This is a genomic window from Niveibacterium sp. 24ML (genome assembly GCF_026586805.1).
GTDB lineage: Bacteria > Pseudomonadota > Gammaproteobacteria > Burkholderiales > Rhodocyclaceae > Niveibacterium.
Genome location: NZ_JAPFHA010000012.1, coordinates 124,968 through 145,598, shown reverse-complemented (window position 1 = coordinate 145,598; position 20,631 = coordinate 124,968). Strand labels below are relative to the sequence as shown.

The 20,631-nt window shown below is 61.4% G+C and carries 17 protein-coding genes; 16 read left to right on the top strand and 1 reads right to left on the bottom strand.

What is annotated here, in order from left to right:
* Positions 1–116: 116 nt before the first annotated feature.
* Entirely contained in the window at positions 117–869 is a 753-nt protein-coding gene (locus OPU71_RS12220) for a PEP-CTERM sorting domain-containing protein (protein ID WP_267728257.1), read from the bottom strand.
* Positions 870–1,246: 377 nt separating this feature from the next.
* Between OPU71_RS12220 and OPU71_RS12215 the strand changes: the two genes are divergently transcribed.
* The 16 genes from OPU71_RS12215 to OPU71_RS12140 all read left to right on the top strand — a co-directional run bounded on the left by OPU71_RS12215 (position 1,247) and on the right by OPU71_RS12140 (position 20,629).
* Positions 1,247–1,816, top strand: coding sequence for an XrtA/PEP-CTERM system exopolysaccharide export protein (locus OPU71_RS12215; RefSeq protein ID WP_420712376.1), 570 nt, complete (start codon positions 1,247–1,249; stop codon positions 1,814–1,816).
* Positions 1,817–1,862: 46 nt separating this feature from the next.
* Entirely contained in the window at positions 1,863–3,413 is a 1,551-nt protein-coding gene (locus OPU71_RS12210) for an XrtA system polysaccharide chain length determinant (RefSeq protein WP_267728256.1), read from the top strand.
* A gap of 9 nt (positions 3,414–3,422) precedes the next feature.
* A complete protein-coding gene (locus OPU71_RS12205; protein WP_267728255.1) occupies positions 3,423–4,355 on the top strand; it encodes an XrtA-associated tyrosine autokinase in 933 nt (310 codons plus the stop codon).
* A gap of 13 nt (positions 4,356–4,368) precedes the next feature.
* The gene (locus OPU71_RS12200) at positions 4,369–5,952 is read left to right on the top strand and encodes a TIGR03016 family PEP-CTERM system-associated outer membrane protein (RefSeq protein ID WP_267728254.1); all 1,584 of its coding nucleotides are present in this window, start codon (positions 4,369–4,371) and stop codon (positions 5,950–5,952) included.
* Positions 5,953–5,958: 6 nt separating this feature from the next.
* Complete coding sequence (locus OPU71_RS12195) at positions 5,959–7,017, top strand: XrtA/PEP-CTERM system-associated ATPase (RefSeq protein ID WP_267728253.1); 1,059 nt, start codon at positions 5,959–5,961, stop codon at positions 7,015–7,017.
* Complete coding sequence (gene wecB / locus OPU71_RS12190) at positions 7,007–8,161, top strand: non-hydrolyzing UDP-N-acetylglucosamine 2-epimerase (protein WP_267728252.1); 1,155 nt, start codon at positions 7,007–7,009, stop codon at positions 8,159–8,161. The genes OPU71_RS12195 and wecB overlap by 11 nt, the downstream gene beginning before the upstream one ends.
* On the top strand, positions 8,151–9,011 hold the full coding sequence (locus OPU71_RS12185; protein WP_420712375.1) for an XrtA system polysaccharide deacetylase: 861 nt from the start codon (positions 8,151–8,153) through the stop codon (positions 9,009–9,011). The genes wecB and OPU71_RS12185 overlap by 11 nt, the downstream gene beginning before the upstream one ends.
* Before the next feature lie 4 nt (positions 9,012–9,015).
* Positions 9,016–10,068 carry a FemAB family XrtA/PEP-CTERM system-associated protein gene (locus OPU71_RS12180; protein WP_267728250.1) on the top strand — a complete coding sequence of 351 codons (1,053 nt, stop codon included), beginning with the start codon at positions 9,016–9,018 and terminating at the stop codon, positions 10,066–10,068.
* A gap of 8 nt (positions 10,069–10,076) precedes the next feature.
* Positions 10,077–11,288: a TIGR03087 family PEP-CTERM/XrtA system glycosyltransferase gene (locus OPU71_RS12175; RefSeq protein ID WP_267728249.1), complete on the top strand. Its 1,212-nt coding sequence runs from the start codon at positions 10,077–10,079 to the stop codon at positions 11,286–11,288.
* Positions 11,288–12,832, top strand: a complete 1,545-nt coding sequence (gene xrtA / locus OPU71_RS12170; RefSeq protein ID WP_267728248.1) for an exosortase A — start codon at positions 11,288–11,290, stop codon at positions 12,830–12,832. The genes OPU71_RS12175 and xrtA overlap by 1 nt, the downstream gene beginning before the upstream one ends.
* Positions 12,832–13,953 (top strand): TIGR03088 family PEP-CTERM/XrtA system glycosyltransferase, encoded by a 1,122-nt coding sequence (locus OPU71_RS12165; protein WP_267728247.1) that lies wholly within the window; start codon positions 12,832–12,834, stop codon positions 13,951–13,953. The genes xrtA and OPU71_RS12165 overlap by 1 nt, the downstream gene beginning before the upstream one ends.
* Before the next feature lie 68 nt (positions 13,954–14,021).
* Positions 14,022–15,950 (top strand): XrtA/PEP-CTERM system amidotransferase, encoded by a 1,929-nt coding sequence (locus tag OPU71_RS12160; protein WP_267728246.1) that lies wholly within the window; start codon positions 14,022–14,024, stop codon positions 15,948–15,950.
* Position 15,951: 1 nt separating this feature from the next.
* Positions 15,952–17,169: a TIGR04063 family PEP-CTERM/XrtA system glycosyltransferase gene (locus tag OPU71_RS12155; protein ID WP_267728245.1), complete on the top strand. Its 1,218-nt coding sequence runs from the start codon at positions 15,952–15,954 to the stop codon at positions 17,167–17,169.
* A complete protein-coding gene (locus tag OPU71_RS12150) occupies positions 17,166–18,362 on the top strand; it encodes a glycosyltransferase family 4 protein (protein ID WP_267728244.1) in 1,197 nt (398 codons plus the stop codon). The genes OPU71_RS12155 and OPU71_RS12150 overlap by 4 nt, the downstream gene beginning before the upstream one ends.
* Before the next feature lie 9 nt (positions 18,363–18,371).
* A complete protein-coding gene (locus OPU71_RS12145; RefSeq protein ID WP_267728243.1) occupies positions 18,372–19,676 on the top strand; it encodes a putative O-glycosylation ligase, exosortase A system-associated in 1,305 nt (434 codons plus the stop codon).
* 17 nt (positions 19,677–19,693) lie between these two features.
* Positions 19,694–20,629 carry a polysaccharide deacetylase family protein gene (locus OPU71_RS12140; RefSeq protein ID WP_267728242.1) on the top strand — a complete coding sequence of 312 codons (936 nt, stop codon included), beginning with the start codon at positions 19,694–19,696 and terminating at the stop codon, positions 20,627–20,629.
* Positions 20,630–20,631 lie beyond the last annotated feature (2 nt).

Below are 20,631 nucleotides of genomic sequence, written 5' to 3'. Positions count from 1 at the left end.
CCCCAGAGTCGTCAAGAACCGAGCACACAAATTTCCGACGAAAAAAATGCCAGACAGCGGTTAACTGACTGGCATTGTCCCGCGGGAGGCCGTTTTCAGGCAGTGCTCTGTTGCAATCAGGCCTGCGACTTGCGCCGTGCAAGGCCTGCGCCAAGCAGCCCCAAGCCAAGCAGTGCGAGCGTGCCCGGCTCCGGGATGCTGTTGCCGCGAAGGTTGCCCGTGCCAGAAGCATCTGTCGGGTCGCCTTCCTGATGGATGTAAGTCAGCGAGGTCGAAAAGCGGAGGTCCGAGCCATTCGGTTGGGTGTTTGTGTTGAAGTTCGAAGCGGCCAAACCGCCGACGACATCTAGGCGCCCAATGCCTGACAACCCGCTGATACCACCGAGCCCGTCATCGTTTACGGTGCCGAGAAGCGTTACACCGCTGCTCGAGTTGGCAACTGTATCGAGGAAAAGCGTACCGTTCCCGGTGTTTGCCCAGTTCAGGGTCAGATAGTCTGAAGGATTGGTGATCTCCGCTGCACCCACGAAGAACTTCACCCACCCACCAGCATAGGAGAACGTGTCGCCGACGCCGGGGATCGGAGTGCCGCCAATCGGGGCGTAACCGCCGAACTGGAAAGTGACTTCACAGCCAGGGCAGAACACGTTTTGCGCGGTTCCGTTCCAAGCGGTGATGATTCCGAAGCCTGTCAGCTCACCAGTTGTCGCGTTGATGAACTGACGCATATTGATGGATTGGCTGGAGTAGTCGGTCGCCGCATCCGGATCCCACATCACGCCACCGACATTGATCATGCTGGCAGACGCCGCGCCACTGAGCCCAAGGGCGATTGCGGCGCCAAGTACTGTTTTCTTGAACGATTTCATTTCAATCTCCTGGCTCTTGCCACGAAACGCGGCCAGATTGCCGCTCGAAGACTACTAAGCAGTTGTTGTGCCAGCTGCGGGTGTTCTCTCTAACGCCATGATTTTTAATAATAAAATACTGCCTTTGATCAAGTGAGGCAGGCCGGGGTGCTGTTGGTGTAAAGAAATCGGACAGCCTCGCTTGGTGAGGCGTCTGGAATGCCGATTGTCTACGGGCGGAGGGGCTCAGGGTGGTGGTCGCCGACCGTGTCATTTTTGGCGCGACCTTAAGGGGTGATCGCGTACCATCGGCGCCATTCTTATTTGTTGGCGCTTCAGGCGAGGGATTCGACATGAAATCTAGGTCCGCGGTGGTCGGGAAGATCTTCCTTGTGGCAATGGTTGCGTTGCTGTCGGCTTGCGCGACGCAATACCCGCCTGCGCCGGCAACAGCGGCTTCTTCTGATTACAACTACGTGATTGGGCCGGGTGATGGGCTGAGCATTGTTGTATGGCGCAACCCTGAGTTGTCGATGAACGTTCCGGTGCGCCCGGACGGCAAGATCACGACCCCGTTGGTCGAGGATCTACCTGCGATGGGCAAGGATGCCTCGACCTTGGCGCGGGATGTTGAGAAGGCTTTGTCGAAGTACATTCGCGACCCGATCGTCACCGTTATCGTGACAGGCTTTGTTGGGCCTTACAGCGAGCAGATTCGCGTTGTGGGCGAGGCGGCCAGGCCGCAGATCTTGCCGTTCAAGCAGAAAATGAGTCTGCTCGATGTGATGATTGCTGTGGGCGGGATCACCGATTTCGCTGACGGCAACAAGGCGAGCATCTTGCGGACCGCCGAAGGCGGCAAGCAGTACAGCGTGCGACTCAAGGACTTGCTGAAGCGCGGGGATGTGTCCGCCAACGTTGATATGCGGCCCGGTGACGTGTTGATCATCCCGCAAGGTTGGTTCTGACGCGCGAGCACGCTACCCATCACTATTTACCGTCAGGTCGCCCAAATTGGAAGAACTTCTAGCAATTGCGGTCGCTCATGCGCGGGGCATGTGGCGTTACCGCTGGTGGGGGCTGTTGGCCGCTTGGATCGCTGGCGTAGCGCTCGCGATCGTGGTGATGCTGATCCCCGACAAATACGAAGCGAAGGCACGCGTGTTTGTCGATACGCAATCGGTTTTGAAGCCATTGATGCAAGGCCTCGCCGTGCCGACCAACGTCGAGCAGCAGGTCACGATCCTGAGTCGTACGCTGATCAGTCGCCCCAATGTGGAGAAATTGATCCGGATGGCAGACCTTGATCTCGATGTCAAAACGCGCGAGCAGCGGGAGCTTTTGATCGATGACCTCATCAAGCGCTTGCAGATCGTTGGTGCTGGGCGTGACGACCTTTTTGCCTTGAGTTTCAAGGACACCAATCCGGAGCGGGCCAAACGTGTGGTGCAGGCTTTGGTTTCGATCTTTGTCGAGTCAGGATTAGGCGACAAGCGCAAGGACTCCGATGAAGCGCGGCGGTTCATTGAGGAGCAGATCAAGACTTACGAGACAAAGCTCGCGGATGCGGAGAATCGCTTGAAGGAATTCAAGCTGAAGAACCTCGATCTGTTTGGGGACTCGGGCAAGGACTCGGTCACCCAGATTGGTGAGCTGACCGCCAAGCTCAATCAGGCGAAGCTTGAATTGCGTGAGGTCGAGAACTCACGCGACGCGGTGCGTCGGCAGTTGTCCGGTGAGGACCCCGTGTTTCTTCCCGAGTCCGGGCAGACCTCCTCGGGCATCTCTATCCCCGAGATTGACGGGCGAATCGACTCGCTGAAGAAGCAACTTGACTCGTCGCTACAGCGCTATACGGAAGAGCATCCGGATGTCGTGGGGACGCGCCGGGTGATCGAGCAGCTTGAAGCTCAGAAGAAGCAGGAGATTGAGGCGAGGCGCAAGAGCGGGGGTATGACGGGCTCGGTCGGGGCGAATCCGGTTTACCAACAACTGAAGCTCTCGTTGAGTGAGTCGGAGGTAAATCTGGCCTCGCTGCGCACACGGGTTGCTGAGTACGAGTCGAGGCTCGCGGCGATCAAGGGCTCGCAGCGCATGTTGCCGGAAATGGAAGCCGAGTTCGCGCAACTGAACCGGGACTACGACATCAACAAGAAGAACTACGAAAACCTCGTCGCACGTCGGGAAACGGCGAGCATGTCGGTCGAGATGGACGCTGCTTCTGGTGTTGCCGAATTCCGCCTGATCGATCCTCCGTCGGTGCCGAGCAAGCCGTCTGCGCCGAATCGCACGCTCTTGATGCCGGTGGCGGGGGTGGTTTCACTTTGCATCGGCATGCTGGTCGCGTTCCTGGTATTCCAGGTGCGGCCGACCTTCTTTGACGGCCGGGCCTTGCGTGAGGTGTCCGGCCTCCCGGTGCTGGGCGTGGTGTCGATGACCGTCGATCCTGTGCGAGCAAAGCAGTCACGTAACCGCAAACTCTATTTCGTTGGTGGTGTGCTGGCGTTGGCGGGTGCATATGCACTGATGACCGCTGTTTTGGCCCTCCGGGCATTTGGGACTTGAGGCGCCGCCATGAGCATTATCGAAAAGGCCGTTGAAAGGCTTGATCAACTCAAGCGGGCGGGGGTCGATGTACCTGAAGTGCCTGCAAGTGTCGAACCGGCGAACGCGCAGGTGGCGGCATCAGCCAGCGTCGCCCCTCCCGCGGAGCGCGCTGCGCAACCGGGCGCGAGTGCGCGCGAGCGGCGGACGGTGGAAATTGATCTGGATCGCCTCGCCGCGCTGGGGTTTGTTTCGCCCACCCAGCCGAATACGCCGACGGCAGAGCAGTATCGGATCATCAAGCGGCCGGTCTTGCGCAATGCCCAAGGAAGGGGTGCTGCACCGGTCGAGAACGGCAACCTGATCATGGTGACGAGTTCGATGCCCGGCGAAGGCAAGAGCTTTTCTGCGATCAATCTGGCGATCTCCATGGCGATGGAACTCGACCATACGGTGCTGTTGGTTGATGCCGATGTTTCGAAGCCTTCAGTCCTCAAGGCGCTCGGATTGCCGCCGGCTACCGGCATGCTCGATGTGTTGACCGGGCAGGAGGCGTCGGTTGCGGATGTGATGCTCCACACCAACATCGCGAAGCTCAGCATTCTGCCTGCGGGGCGTCCGCAGCCCAGGGCGACTGAAATGCTGGCGAGTGGTGCGATGAACCGTCTGCTTGATGAACTTGCAACCCGCTACAAAGACCGAATCATCATCTTTGATTCCCCGCCCCTGCTGGTGACGACGGAGGCGCGAGCTCTGGCTGCTCATATGGGGCAGGTGGTGGTGGTGGTTGAGGCCGAGCGCACGACGCATTCAATGGTGCGGCAGACCTTGGCTACGCTGGAGTCGAGCCCCGTCAAACTCATGCTGCTCAACAAGGTGCGCCAGAACTCGTCCGCAGGGCACTACGGTGTCTACGGCTATGGATATGGGTACGGGTATGGCAAGAATCAGGCAGAGGAGTGACGCAAGGCCGCGTTTGCGGCGTTCTGCTGCCTTGATTGCCGCCCTGCTGGCGCCCGCTGGCGTCGCCATGGCGCAGGATCTCGGCATGCGCTCGCCCGGCGGCGTTGCGCCACTTACTGCATCGCTCGATGGTGCGGGTGGCGCTCAGGGCTGGAGATTGACCCCCAGCCTGTCAGCGGGGCTGACCTGGTCGGACAACGTGCGTTTGGCTGCTGACGGCGAACGTGTCAGCGATTGGTCCGGTCGCGTCGAGCCTGGAATTACGCTCAACGGTCGGACCGCGCGCGCGACCGGGCTTTTGCGGGCAAGCGTTGACGCGAACGCCTATGCGAACGAAAGCGACTTGAACCGGACGAATCTCAAACTGTTCGGGGTGGGGACCTTTGATCTTTACGAACGCCGCGTGATGCTGGATGCCAATGCCAGCGTCAGCCAGGAGCGTATTTCCTCGCTCGGGGCGCCGGTGAACGGGGTGGCCTACAACCCCAACAATACGACCGAGTTGCGGCAGTTTTCGGTGAGCCCCTACATCCGAGGGCAGTGGAGCAATCGCATCACAGGTGAGCTCAGGTATCGGCTCACGCTCAGCGATTCATCGACCACCCTGCTCAGCAACGGCGTCAGACAGGATCTTTCCGTCACACTCGGCAACGGCGCAAATCCTGCGCCTTTCGGGTGGCTGCTCAGCGGGAGTGCATCGAAGAACCAGTACGAAGGCTCGAACGACACCGAGTTCTCGAATGCGCGCTTGTTCGGCGTGTATGCGCTTGACCCGACATTCAACCTGCGGGCTGATGTCGGCTACGAGCGCAACACCTTCGGCGTGGAGTATTCGCAGGAGCAAAACATCTATGGCGGTGGATTCGAGTGGACGCCGTCGCCACGTACCCGGGTTACCGGGATGACTGAGCAGCGATTCTTTGGTACCGGCTACAACTACGAAGCAAACTGGCGCGGCCCTCAAAGTGCCTTGAGTTTGAGTTTCGCCCGCGATGTCACGACCACGTCATCGACCCTCAACGGCGGGCAATTGGCCGGTCTGTTGCTTGCGTATACCGACTCATTCGGCAAGCAGACCGCTGATCCGAACGAGCGTTTCCGCCTTGCGTCGCAAGCCTGGATCGAGCGCGGGCTCCCGTTGCCGTCGCAGATCGACGGCAATACGACATATGTGACCAACAGCTACTACCTTGAGAAGCGCGCCCGCCTGAGCTCAGGCATCAACGGCGTGCGCAACAGTATCGGCGTGTCGGCGACCTACAGCGATCGAACGCGGCTTGTGGACGAGGCGCTGCTTGCGCCTGGCGATGAACTCGCGACATTCGATTCCGTAGAAGAGATCGGCGGAACCATTGTCTTGAGTCACCGCCTGACGCCTATCAGCAATCTTTCCGCCTTGCTTGGTGCAAGCCGATCGACTGGCCAGAACGGCGCGGCGGGCAGTGTTGATACGCGGCGTCAAACAGCCACTGTCACCGGCAGCACTGTTTTTGGCGCCAACACGGTGGGCTCCGTGACTTACCGCCATGAAAAGAGTCGTGGCGCCACCGAGTACGACGAAAACTCCGTGGCGGCCACGCTTGGTCTGCGTTTCTGAGGTTTTATGTACGAGTCTTTCTACGGGTTCAAATCGAAGCCGTTCCAGCTCAATCCTGATCCGTCCTTCTACTACGGTAGTCGGGGCCATCGCCGTGCAATGGCCTATCTGGACTATGGGCTTCACCAGAGTGAAGGCTTCATCGTCATTACCGGCGATGTCGGGGCGGGCAAAACGACGCTGGTGCGCAGCCTGCTGCAGCGCCTGGACCCCAACAAGGTGGTTGCGGCGCATCTTGTCAGTACGCAGATTGATGCCGACGACATCTTGCGGCTTGTTGCGGCGGCGTTTGGCCTGCCGGCCAAGAACATCGAAAAGGCGGATTTGCTGCTTCAGCTTGAAGCCTTTCTGGTGCGCCTGACGGCAGGCGGCAAGCGCGCGCTGCTGGTTGTGGATGAAGCACAGAACCTGACCCAACGCGCAGTTGAAGAATTGCGCATGCTGTCGAACTTTCAGCTTGAAGATCATGCGCTGCTGCAGAGCTTTCTGATTGGTCAGCCGGAGTTCCGCAAGACTATGCAGAGCGAATACATGCAGCAACTGCGTCAACGTGTGATTGCCACCTATCACCTCGGCCCGCTCGATCTGGCCGAAACGCGGGCCTATGTCGAACACCGCTTGGGGTGTGTTGGCTGGAAGGGTGATCCGCGGATTGAGGCCAGCGCGTTTGACGTGATCCACAATGCCTCCGGGGGGATACCCCGCCGTATCAATACCTTGTGTGATCGCGCGCTGCTGGCGGGCTTTCTTTCAGAGAAGCATGGGCTCTCTGCCGCTGATGTGGACGAGGTGGTGCGCGAGATGCGTGACGAGTCCGGGCCAGAAATCGCCGGGCTGAGCGCCGGCTCTGCGGCGACGAGCCTGGCTGGGAGTGCATTCGCCGAATTGCTGGCCGACCCGGCTGCGGCTGCGCGGCTCGCCGAGATCGGGGCGGGTTTTCAGTCAGCCAAACTCGAAGCCCGGATCGAGCAGGTCGAAAAGGTCCTCGCTGCGGTGCTCGGTCTTGCGCAAGAGCGGCAGTCGATCAGCGCGGCCGAAACAAAGGGGAGCCAGAATGGGCGCTAAGTTCGGTACACAAAAGCCTGTCGTCTGCGTTGTTGGTGCGCGCCCCAACTACATGAAGATGGCGCCGATCCTGAAGGCGTTTTCGGCCCATCAGCCGCCGATTCCTTTCCTCTTGGTGCATACGGGGCAGCACTACGATCATGCAATGAACGCCAAACTGTTCGGCGACCTTGCGCTCCCGGATCCGGACGTCAATCTTGAAGTGGGCTCTGGAACGCACGCAGTGCAGACCGCCGAGATCATGAAGCGCTTTGAGCCCGTGCTTGACGAGCACGGCGCGGCAGCTGTTCTGGTTGTGGGCGACGTCAACTCGACGGTGGCCTGCGCGCTGGTTGCAAGCAAAAAAGGCATTCCGGTCGTGCATGTGGAAGCAGGCCTGCGCAGTTATGACCGCGCAATGCCGGAAGAGATCAACCGGGTGATGACGGATCAGATTGCCGATCTGCTTTACACCACCGAGCAAGCGGCCGCGGTGAACCTCGCGCACGAAGGCATCCCGGCGGCACGGATCGAATTTGTCGGCAACGTGATGATTGACTCCTTACGCGCCAATCTTGAAAAGGCGGTGAAGGCGTCCGACGCCCTTGCCGCCTGCGGGATGTCGGCGGATGCGATTTCCGGGCCGGAGGGCTATGCCTTGGTGACACTGCACCGCCCCTCGAACGTTGACGATCCGGCGACGCTCTCTGCGCTGGTTGATACCTTGGTTGCCAGTAGCGAAAGGCTGCCCCTGGTCTTTGCCGTGCATCCCCGGACCCGTGCGAACCTTGAGCGTTTTGGCCTGGCGGAAAAGCTGGCGGCCGAGCGCATCGTTCAACTCGCGCCACAGGGCTATCTTGAAATGCTTGGGCTGATGTCCGCTGCACGAGTGGTGCTCACCGATTCTGGTGGCATTCAGGAAGAAACCACAGCCCTGGGCGTGCCCTGCCTTACCTTGCGGGAAAACACCGAGCGCCCGATAACCGTGGAGGAGGGCACCAACACGCTCGTCGGGTGCGATGGCACGGCCATACTCGCAGCACTGGATCTCGTTCTGAGTAGCGGCGGCAAGGCGGGGCGCTCACCGGCTTTGTGGGATGGGCGGGCTGCTGAGCGGATTGCGGCCCATTTGCACGATTGGCTCAAGCGCCGTGATGCGCACTGAAGGGCTTTGCGTGGATTCCGGTTTGAAGAATGCGTTGACGATCGACGTGGAAGACTACTTCCAGGTGTCGGCTTTGGCGCCTCACTTTCCCCGTGGGCAGTGGGATTCGGTGCCTTGCCGTGTTGAGGAAAATGTCGACCGCATACTCGCCATGCTGCACGAGTACGGGACCAAGGCGACCTTCTTCACGCTTGGCTGGTTGGCGGAGCGCTACCCGAAGCTGGTGCGGCTGATCGTGATGGAGGGGCACGAGTTGGCCAGCCATGGCTACGCGCACGAACGTGCGAGTGCCCAGACGCCGGACGTGTTTCGCGCTGATGTGATGCTCGCCAAAGCGGTATTGGAAGACATTGCCGGTGTCGAGATTCGAGGTTATCGGGCGCCCAGTTTCTCGATTGGCGCGAAGAACCTGTGGGCTCACGATGTGCTGCGTGAAACCGGCCACGTTTACAGCTCAAGCGTCTATCCGATTGCGCACGACCATTACGGCATGCCGGATTCGCCGCGCTTTCCGTATTACCTCACTAACGGTTTGCTTGAGATCCCGGTCACGACGATTCGTTGCCTTGGGCGCAACTGGCCGGCGGCTGGTGGTGGCTACTTCCGCTTGCTGCCCTATCCGGTATCGCGGTGGTCGCTGCGTCGGGTCAACGAAACCGACAAACGTGCTGCGATCTTCTACTTTCATCCGTGGGAAATCGATGCGGCGCAGCCCAAGGTGGCCGCGGCGGATGCGCGAACCCGCTTCCGCCACTATGTGAATCTTGAGCACATGGAAACCCGCCTGCGCCGTTTGCTTGCGGACTTTGCGTGGGATAGGGTCGATCAAGTCTTCCTTCCGAAAGCCTGAGTCGATGAGTTCCGAAGCAGCAAATTTCCCTGTCACCGTCAGGCGACTTGAACGCAAGGACCGCGCGCGCTGGGATGCGTTTGTCCGTCAATGCCCTGGCGCCAGCTTTTTTCACCTGTCTGCGTGGCAGGATTTGATTGAAACCTATCAGGGGCACGACACCTACTTCCTGTTGGCGGAGCGCGGTACAGAAGTCGTTGGCGTGTTGCCGCTTGCCGAAGTCAAGAGCCGCCTGTTTGGCCATTCGCTCAGTTCGCTGCCCTTCTGCGTTTACGGTGGCGTGGCGAGCACGGACGCGGCGGCCGTGCTTGCGCTGGAGGCCGAGGCCGACGGCATCGCCCGGCGCCTCGGGGTGGGGCATCTTGAATACCGCAACGTGCTCGGGCGCCACGCCGACTGGCCTTCGCAGGATCTGTATGTGACGTTTCGCAAGGCGCTCGCGCCGGACGAAGAATCCAACATGGCGGCGATTCCGCGCAAACAGCGTGCGATGGTGCGCAAAGGCATCAAGAACGGATTGGTGGCGCATCGCGATGATGGCGTTGATCGCTACTTTGCCGTCTATGCCGACAACGTCCGTCGGCATGGTACGCCAGCGCTGTCGAAGCGCTGGTTTGCCGGACTGCGCGAAGCCTTTGGCGACGATTGTGAGGTCATGACGGTTACCTCGGCGGATGGACGGCCCTTGTCGAGCGTCATGAGCTTCTACTTCCGCGATGAAATCCTCCCGTACTACGCGGGCGATCTGCCGGCCGCGCGCGACCTTGCGGCGAATGATTTCAAGTACTGGTCGCTGATGTGCAGGGCGCTGGAGCGCGAATGCCGCGTTTTCGACTATGGCCGCAGCAAAGTCGGGACCGGCCCCTATTCGTTCAAGAAGAACTGGGGGTTTGAACCCACACCGCTCGGATACGAATACCGGCTCTACAAGCGCGACACCATTCCCCAGAACAATCCGATGAATCCCAAGTACCGCGCATTCATTGCCATGTGGCAGCGTTTGCCGCTTGCGCTGGCGAACCGGCTCGGGCCTTTGATCGTCCGTAACCTGGGCTGAGCGCGCTGATGAGCAAACCCCCGCTGCTCTATCTGGTGCACCGGATTCCGTATCCGCCGAACAAGGGCGACAAAGTCCGTTCGTTCAATTTGCTGAGGCACTTTGCGCGTCACTACCGCGTATTCCTCGCGACGTTCATTGACGATGCGGCAGATGAGCAATACGTCGACGCCCTGTCGCAGTGGTGCGAAGCCGTGCATTGCGAGCGCCTCTCGCCGCGTGCGGCGCGGATCGGCAGCCTGCGCGGCCTTGCGACAGGCGAAGCGCTCACGCTCGCGTACTACCGCAGCAAGCCGCTGGCCGACTGGGTGGCGCGGGTGGTGGCAGAGCAGGGCATCCGCGAGGCGGCCGTCTTTTGCTCGGCAATGATGCAGTACGTCGAAGCGCACCCCGAGCTCAGCACGCTGGCCGACTACTGCGATGTGGATTCGGCCAAGTGGCTTGACTATGCCGACAAGCACCACGGCCCGATCGCCTGGATCTACCGGCGTGAAGGCCGCAAGCTGCTCGCCTACGAACGCCGTGCCGCAGGGCTGGCGCGCGCGGTGACCTTTGTCTCCGACGCAGAGGCTGCGTTGTTCAGAAAACTTGCTCCCGAATGCGCCGCTGCCGTGCATGGCATCAGCAACGGGGTGGATGCAGATTTCTTTTCGGCCGATGTGAGCCGCGCCTCGCCGTTTGACAGTGCAACGCGAGCGGTTGTGTTCACCGGGGCAATGGATTACTGGCCCAACATCGATGCGGTCACCTGGTTCGCGCAGGAAGTCTGGCCAGCCTTGGCCGAGTTCGATGCGAGCCTGCGCTTCTGGATCGTGGGGATGAATCCCTCGGCGCAGGTGTTGGCGCTGGCTCAGGACTCGCGGATCCGGGTGACTGGTACCGTGCCCGACGTTCGCCCCTATCTGCAGTACGGCGCAGTCGTGGTGGCGCCTTTGCGGATCGCACGCGGCATCCAGAACAAGGTGCTTGAAGCGATGGCGATGGCGCGTCCCGTCATCGCTTCGCCCGATGCCGCCCTCGGGATTGATGCGCGTGATGGCGAAGAGCTGCTGGTGGCGAGCGATGCGCCCTCGTATGTCAGCGCGATTCGCGGCGTCCTTGCTGATGCTGCGCGCGCGGCCAGGATCGGCGTTGCAGCACGCGAGTGTGTCGTGACCCGGTATAGCTGGGAGGCCCACCTTCTGAAACTTGTGCCGCTGATGCAGGAGCGCCTTGCCTGATGACTACGCCTGAAGTACGCATGGACCCCGCATCGGCTGCTCGGCTCCGCCAGATCGCGCTTGCTGGCTTGCTTGCCTTTGCCATCGTGACCGGCGTCTTTTACTCAACCGCCGCGGCCGTTGCGTCGATCTGGTGGCGTTCGGAAACCTTCGCCCATGGTCTGGTTGTGCTGCCGATCTCGCTCTGGTTGCTCTGGGGCATGCGCTGGCAGCTGGCTGAAACGCCGATGCGGCCATCGAGTCTGCCCCTGATTCCGCTTCTTTTGTCGGGTTTCGCGTGGCTGATCGGTGAGAGTGCGAGCGTTGCGGCGCTGTCACATTTTGCACTCGCAGGCATGCTGGTGTCGGCGGTGTGGGTTGTCTGGGGCCATACCCTTGCATGGCAGGCAGTGTTCCCGCTGGCGTTCATCTTTTTCGGCGTGCCGTTCGGGGAATTCATGGTTCCCGCGCTGATGAACCACACGGCTGACTTCACCGTATCGGCCTTGCGCCTTACGGGGGTGCCGGTGTTTCGCGAAGGCAACTCTTTCATCATCCCCAGTGGCTCCTGGTCGGTGGTTGAGGCCTGCAGCGGCATTCGATACCTGATCGCATCGGTGATGGTCGGCTTCCTGTTTGCCTGGCTCAACTATCGTTCGCTGCGACGTCGCGCGCTGTTCATCCTGGCCGCGGTCCTGGTGCCTTTGCTGGCGAACTGGCTGCGTGCCTACATCATCGTCATGCTGGGCCATCTTTCCGACAACAAGATTGCGACAGGCGTCGATCACCTCATCTATGGCTGGCTCTTCTTTGGTGTGGTGATTGCCGCGCTGTTCTGGGTTGGCGCCCTCTGGCGCGAACCTGAGGCTGATTTTGCACCGCCGGCGTCCGCCGCGGCGGGCGTAGCGCAGCCCGTATCGATGGCGCGAATCGGCGCAGCGTTGCTGGCCGTCTTTGTGGTGGCGGCGATCTGGCCGCCAGCGGAGCGCTGGCTGGCGACAACGCCCGGCGCCGCGTCTTACCAACTCGACGTGCCGTGCGCTGCACCCGGATGGGTGAGCGTTGGAGAGCTTCCGGTCGCGAATTGGCGGCCGAGCTATGCAGGTGAGCGTGCCCGTATCGTGCAAACCTATCGCCACGGTAACGATGAGCTGACGCTCTTCATCGCGTATTACGCCCAGCAGACACCGGGCCGGGAGCTGGTGCAGTGGGATAACCGGCTGGTGACTGCCGAGGATAAATACTGGCGCGAGATTGGCGCTGAAACCGAGCAAATCGGCAGTGGCATCGATGTGCGGCGCACGCGTCTGCTGCGCCAGCCGGCCGATCGACTTGAGGTATGGTCGTGGTTCTGGCTGGGCGATTCGACGACGGCGGATTCGAAGCGCGCCAAGCTCGCGTTGGTGAAGGACCGCTTTGCGCGACGGCCGGACGATTCGGCTGCGGTGATCCTCTACGCACGGCAGAGCGAAGCCAATTCCAGCACGCGTCGCCTGGTTGAGCAGTTTGTTGCTGCGCATGAGGGCGAGATCAATCGCGTGTTGCGTGAGGCGCCGCGTCGCTGATGGCGCCACTGATCGCCCATATCGTTTTCAGCTTCAAGGTTGGCGGCCTTGAAAACGGCATGGTTAACCTGATCAATCGCTTGCCGCACGACCGTTATCGCCACGCGATCATTTCCCTGACCGACGTGGATCCGGCGTTTGTTGCGCGCATCGCGCGGCGCGACCTGGAGGTGATCGAGCTTCACAAGCCGCCAGGACCGGGCGTTCGTGAGTTCCCCAAGGTCTTCCAGACCTTGCGTCGTCTGCGGCCCGCCGTCGTCCATACCCGGAATCTTGCTGCGCTGGAAATGTCGGTGCCTGCCTGGGCGGCCGGGGTTGCTGTGCGCGTGCACGGCGAACATGGGCGCGATGTGGATGATCCCGATGGTTCGCGCGCCAAGCCGCGTTGGGTGCGGCGGGCCTACAGCCCCTTCGTGACGCATTACATTGCGCTCTCTCGCGAGCTGAAGAACTATCTCACCGAGCGCGTTGGCATTGCGCAAGGCAGGGTCAGCCTGCTGTGCAACGGCGTTGATTCGGTTCGGTTTGCGCCTGCCGCAGGGCCTCGTGTCGGTTTGAGCGGATCGCCCTTCAATGATCCGTCATTGTTCGTCATTGGTACGGTTGGGCGCTTGCAGGCAGTCAAGGATCAGGTTGGCTTGGTCCGTGCGTTCGCCCGCCTTGCCTCGTCACACACTGCTGCCCGTTTGGTGATTGCGGGCGAAGGCGGCTCGCGTGCCGCGATCGAAGCGGAAGTGCGGGCGCATGACTTGGGCGATCGCGTCTGGTTGGCTGGTGAGCGCGCGGATGTGCCAGATGTGATGCGAAGTTTCGACCTTTTCGCGTTGCCCTCAATTGCCGAGGGCATTTCGAATACCGTCCTTGAAGCAATGGCGAGTGGTTTGCCGGTTGTTGCAACCGACGTGGGGGGCAACCCCGAGCTGGTAGTGGCGGGCACCTGCGGCGACCTGGTGCCGGCGCAAGATCCGGTGGCCTTGGCAGACGCACTGGCGGCCTATGCGGGTGATCGTGTACGCACCCGCGAACATGGGCGGGCAGGGCGAGCAAGAATTGAATCCGCTTTCAGCCTTGATGCGATGGTCGCTGGCTACGACCAACTGTATTCGCGCTTGCTGGCTTGAGTCATCGGGCATTGTCCGACATGTAACTGAGCGCGCCTGGCCGCGCTTTGAATTGAGGATTGGCAGAAATGTGCGGGATCGCAGGAATGTTTGATACGCGGGGCCGGCGAGAGCTGCCCCGGGCGGTCCTTGAGCAAATGGCCGATGTGCAGCGCCATCGAGGGCCCGACGCGGCCGGCTTCCACTTTGAACCGGGCGTCGCGCTCGCGCACCGGCGACTGTCGATCATCGATCTGGCTTCCGGGCAGCAGCCGCTGGCGAACGAGGATGGTTCCGTCATCGTCGTCTTCAACGGTGAGATCTACAACTTCCAGGAACTGGTTCCCGAACTCAAGGCGCTCGGCCACCAGTTCCGTACGCATAGTGATACGGAAGTGATCGTGCATGCTTGGGAGTCCTGGGGCGAAGCATGCGTTGGCCGTTTCCGGGGCATGTTCGCGTTCGTGCTCTGGGATCGGAAGCGCGAGACGCTGTTCGTCGCGCGGGATCGCCTCGGCGTCAAACCCTTGTTCTACACCTTGCTCCCGGATGGAACCTTCCTGTTCGGATCCGAGCTCAAGGCCCTGATGGCGCACCCGGGTTTCAGCCGCGAGATCGAACCCGAGTGTGTTGAGGACTATTTCGCACTGGGCTATGTGCCGGAACCGCGCTGCATCTTTCGCGGCGCGTTCAAGCTGCCGCCCGGTGAATCATTTACGCTGCGACGCGGCGCAACACGTTGCGAGCCAGCGCCATATTGGGATGTCCGCTTCACCGGCGACAACCATCTGAGCGTCGAGCAGGCGTGTGAAGAACTGGTTGAGCGTTTGCGCGAGTCGGTTCGCCTGCGGATGATTGCAGACGTGCCCTTGGGCGCATTCTTGTCCGGCGGGGTCGATTCGAGCGCAGTGGTTGCCACCATGGCTCATCTCTCATCGGAGCCGGTGAATACCTGTTCGATTGCCTTTGATGATCCGGCCTTCAATGAATCCGAGTTCGCGGCGATGGTCGCCAAGCGTTACGCGACCAATCACCTCGTGGAGACGGTCGCGAGTGATGACTTCGACCTGATCGATGAACTCGCGCGGCTCTACGACGAGCCTTACGCGGATAGTTCGGCGATTCCCACCTACCGCGTATGCCAGCTTGCGCGCAAGCGGGTGACGGTGGCCTTGTCGGGCGATGGCGGCGATGAGAGCCTGGGCGGCTATCGGCGGCATCGCCTCCATGTAATGGAAGAGCGCATGCGTTCCGCCTTGCCCCTGGGCGTGCGAAAGCCGGTGTTTGGTCTGTTGGGGAAGCTCTATCCAAAGGCGGATTGGGCTCCCAGGGTATTCCGTGCCAAGACGACCTTTGAGGCGCTTGCCCGCAACTCGGTGGAAGCCTATTTCCATACGGTGTCAGTGTTGCGCGATAGCCAGCGGCGAGCGCTTTACAGCGATGCTTACCGCGCCCGGCTTGGGGGCTACTCTGCTGTTGAGGTATTCCATCGCCATGCGCGTCATGCCGGGACCGATGACCCGCTTGCGCTGATCCAGTACCTCGATCTCAAGACCTATCTTGTCGGTGACATCAACACGAAGGTCGATCGTGCCTCGATGGCACACTCACTCGAAGTGCGCGAGCCGCTGATGGATCACAAGCTTGTCGAATGGCTCGCGACCTTGCCTTCCGACCTGAAGCTCCGCGGCATGGAAGGCAAGTTCGTCTTCAAGAAGTCGATGGAACCCTACCTGCCGAACGATGTGTTGTACCGGCCCAAGATGGGGTTTGCCGTGCCCTTGGCGCGCTGGTTCCGTGGCCCGTTACGCGAACGGGTGAAGGAGTCGCTGCTGGGCGAGCGGCTCGCCGACAGCGGCTTGTTCAACCAGGCCTATCTGAAGCATCTGGTGACGGACCATCAAGCCGGCGTCAAGGACTACAGTGCCTCAATCTGGGCGCTGCTGATGTTTGAGGCATTCCTCCGCAATCAGTCGGGCGATATTGCGGTCACGGCTACAAACAGCAAGACAAACTGACATGCGCATTCTCCACGTTCTGGACCATTCCATTCCGCTGCATAGCGGCTACACATTTCGCACCGCTGCGATCTTGCGCGAGCAGGCGCGACTGGGCTGGGAAACCCACCACCTGACCTCTCCGAAGCAGGGGACGTGCAAGCTTGCGGTCGAGACTGTCGACGGGCTGGTTTTTCACCGAACACCCGTACCAACCGCGGCGTGGTCGGGCAAGCCCTTGTTGGGCGAGCTGGAGTTGATGAGGCAGATCGAGCGCCGTCTTGACGAGTTGATCGTCGAACTCAAGCCACAGGTTCTCCATGCGCATTCGCCGGTGCTCAATGCCATTCCGGCAATTCGCGCGGCTCGCCGGCATGGGCTGCCCGTCGTCTATGAAGTGCGGGCCTTCTGGGAAGATGCGGCGGTCGACCACGGCACCACGCATGAAGGCAGCTTGCGCTATCGGGCGACCCGCGCGCTTGAGACTTGGGCCTTCAAGCGGGTGGATCACGTGACCTGCATTTGCGAGGGCTTGCGGGCAGACATTGTTGCGCGCGGCATCCCCTCTGAACGTGTCACGGTGATTCCCAATGCGGTGGATGCGGAGGCCTTCACTGCCGGCGCGGCTCCCGATCTCGCCCTGAAGGGGCAACTCGGCCTGGAGGGGGCGGAGGTGCTCGGCTTCATCGGCTCCTTCTATGCCTACGAGGGTCTCGATCTGTTGCTCGAAGCGCTGCCAGCCATCCTCAAACGCAGGCCGAACGCGCGGGTGCTGCTGGTGGGCGGCGGGCCGCAGGACGCCAATCTGAAGCAGCAGGTCGCAGCAATGGGGTTGCAGGAAAAGGTCGTGTTTACAGGCCGCGTCCCGCACGAGGATGTGGGGCGTTACTACGACCTGGTGGACGTGCTGGTCTATCCGCGTCATCCGATGCGCCTGACCGAGCTTGTGACGCCGCTCAAGCCGCTAGAGGCCATGGCGCAGCAACGGGTATTCGTGGCATCGGACGTTGGCGGTCATCGCGAGCTTGTGCGCGATGGCGAAACGGGCGTGCTGTTCCGCGCGGGGAACGCGGTTGCCTTGGCGGACGCGGCCGCCCGTCTGCTTGCTGAGCCCGAGCGCTGGCCCTTGATCAAGGCGGCGGGGCGGCGGTTTGTCGAGCGCGAGCGGACCTGGCGCAACAGCGTCGCGCGCTATCAGTCCATCTATACTCGTCTGATCGGCGAGGCTGTCCGCGCGTGAGTCGCCCGATCCGCACCTTGCTGTTTTCGACGCTGTTCCCCAGTTCGGCGAGACCGACGCATGGCGTGTTTGTTGAAACCCGCCTGCGCGAGCTGCTCAAGAGCGGCCAGGTCGAAACCCAGGTCGTCGCTCCGGTGCCCTGGTTTCCGTCGCGCAACAGGCGTTTTGGCGATTGGGCCCGAATGGCGTCTACGCCGGCGTTCGAGTCGCGCGACGGCGTGCACGTGCACCATCCTCGCTATTTCTTGCCGCCCAAGATTGGCATGACCGTGGCACCGTTGACGCTCGCCCTCGGCGCGCGAGCGACGATTGCGCGGCTGATCAACGAGGGTTTCGATTTTGATTTGATCGACGCCCATTACTACTACCCGGATGGCGTGGCGGCGGCGCTGCTTGCGCGCTGGTTCAAGAAACCGTTTGTGGTGACTGCCCGTGGTACCGATCTCAACCTGATTCCCGACTATCCCTTGCCGCGGCGCATGATTCAATGGACGGCCGCACAGGCGGATGGCTCCATCGGGGTCTGCAAGGCCTTGATGGATGTGTTGCGCGATCTCGGTGCCGACGGAAAGCGCCTGCATGTGATGCGCAACGGCGTCGACTTGCAGCGCTTTGCGCCGCAAGATCAGGCCGAAAGTCGCGCCGTGCTGGGCTTGCCATTGCAGGGCCGGATCGTCCTGTCAGTGGGGCATCTGGTTGAGCGCAAGGGCCACCACCTTGCCATTGAAGCGCTCGACGATCTGCCCGATGTGACGCTGGTGATCGTGGGCGACGGCGAAGAGCGTGCGCGCCTGCGCGCATTGGCAAACGACAAGGGGCTTGCTGGCCGGGTGGTATTCGCTGGCGCCAGACCGAACACCGAGCTTGCGCGTTGGTACAGCGCGGCGGACGCCTTGATTCTTGCCTCCAGTCGTGAGGGCTGGGCGAATGTGCTGCTTGAAAGCATGGCCTGTGGCACACCAGTCGTCGCAACGCGAATCTGGGGTACGCCTGAAGTGGTCGCCAGCCCCGAAGCTGGCGAGCTTCTGGAGCGTCGCGATGCCAAGGCGATTGCCGCAGGGGTGACCCGCTTGTTCGCGCGCTGCCCCGACCGCCATGCGGTTCGGCGCTATGCCGAAGGCTTCGCGTGGGGGCCCACGACGGATGCGCAAGTCGCACTCTTTGCCATCATTCGCGGCGCCGCCCCGGATTGAGGTTCGGACATGCGTGATTTACTGATTCTGTTGCCGATCATCGGTCTGGCGCTTGCGGCCCTTCGAAAGCCGTGGCTCGGTGTGATCGGGTGGACGTGGATCTCGATCATGAATCCGCACCGCCTCAGCTGGAATCTCGACAATCTGCCGCTCGCGGCGTTGATGGCCGGATGCACGCTGGTCGGATTGCTGCTGACGCGTGACCGAAGGCAACCGTTCATATCGGGCTCGGTCATCACCCTGCTCGTGTTCATGATCTGGATGTGCATCACCTACCCGTTCTCGATCTTCCCGGATCGCAGCCTTGAGATGCTCGATCGCGTCATGAAGATCGACGTGATGATCCTTGTGGCGCTCATGCTGATCATCTCGCGCAAGCATATTCAGTGGTTGACCTGGACCGTCGTGGTCTCGATCGGCTATTTCGGCATCAAGGGCGGGCTCTTCACCATCCTGACAGGCGGCAGCTTTCGCGTCTGGGGCCCGTCGGGTACCTTCATCGAAGGGAACAACGAAATTGCGCTGGCGATCATCATCACGATCCCGCTGATGCGGTATCTGCAGATGCAGCTTCCGCCGGACCGCAAGTGGTTTCGTCGAGGGTTTACGGTCGCAATGCTGCTGATGGCTGCGGCCGCTTTGGGCAGCCACTCCCGTGGTGCCTTGCTGGCGATCGCGGCCATGGCCTTTTTCCTCTGGCTGCGGAGTCCCAACAAGTTGGGCGGCGGCATTGCGATGGTGGTGGCGGGCGCGCTTCTTGTGATCTTCATGCCGGATGAGTGGACCGACCGGATGAATACGATCAGCACCTACCAACAGGACATGTCGGCCCAGGGCCGGATCAATGCCTGGTGGATGGCATGGAACCTGGCGAAAGACCGATTCTTCGGCGGTGGTTATCAGATCTATACGCTGATCGTCTTCCAGCAGTACGCACCCAATCCAACCGATGTTCACGCGGCCCACAGTATTTATTTCCAGGTGCTGGGCGAACACGGCTTTGTCGGGCTTTTCATCTTCTTGTTGATGTGGGGGCTGACCTGGCGCGATGGTGCCTGGTTACGGCGCCATGCCGCGGCGGTGCCCGAGGCGCGTTGGGCTGCTGATATGGGGGCGATGTGCCAGGTGGCCCTGGTGGGTTACCTTGTGGGCGGTGCCTTCCTGAGCCTTTCCTACTTCGATCTGCCCTACAACCTGCTGGTACTGACTGCCGCAAGTCGCAACTGGGTCACGCGGCGCGCGTGGGAGCAGGAGGCCCGGGACGCGGCGGTCGACAGCAAGCACTCCAAGGCATCTCTGAAAGTCACGACATGATACGACCAGCGCTTGGCATGTTCTCTCCGCGTGGGGCGAAGGGGCGACTGTCGATATTCATATGGCATCGGGTGCTGCCCGCGCACGATCCGATGTTCCCCGGCGAGCTTCATGCCGCCCGTTTCGAGGCCACTCTTGCGTGGATTGGCCGGTGGTTCAATGTGCTGGCGCTCGATGAGGCGGTGCGTTTGATGGCACGCGGTGAGTTGCCTGCGCGGGCGGCTGCAATCACCTTTGATGATGGCTATGCCGACAACCTGACCGTTGCCGCACCGCTTCTTCAGAAGGCCGGTCTCCCTGCAACTTTCTTCATCGCGTCGGGCTACCTCGATGGCGGCCGGATGTGGAACGACGGCCTGATCGAGGCGGTTCGCCGTTCACCGCTTGATGTGCTCGATACCTCGCAATGGGGGCGTTTCCCCTTGCCCGACTGGGCCGCGCGGGGTGCAGCTGCCCAAGGCCTGATCGATAAGATCAAGTATCTCGAGCCGGCTGAACGCGAGCTTGCGGTTACTGAGGTGGCGCGCGCAGCACGCAGCACGCAGCCGACTGACTTGATGATGAGCTCGGCGCAGGTGAGGGAACTCGCGCAGCGGGGTTTTGCGATTGGCGCCCACACCGTGACGCACCCGATTCTGGCCCGCATTGGCAGCGAGAAGGCCCGCACCGAGATCGCAGAAGGGCGTGCGGCGCTGGAACGCATGATCGGGGCGCGTGTTCCGCTGTTCGCTTATCCCAACGGAAAGCCCGGACGCGACTATCTGCCCGAGCACGTCGACATGGTGCGTGCGCTTGGATTCGATGCCGCCGTGTCGACCGCGTGGGGGGCCTCCGCGCAAGGCGACGACGTATTCCAGCTCAGGCGTTTCACGCCCTGGGACGAAGGGCGCTTCCGGTTTGGCGTGCGGCTGGCAAAGAACCTTGCGCAGCCGGGCCCGGAAGCCCTCGTCTGAGC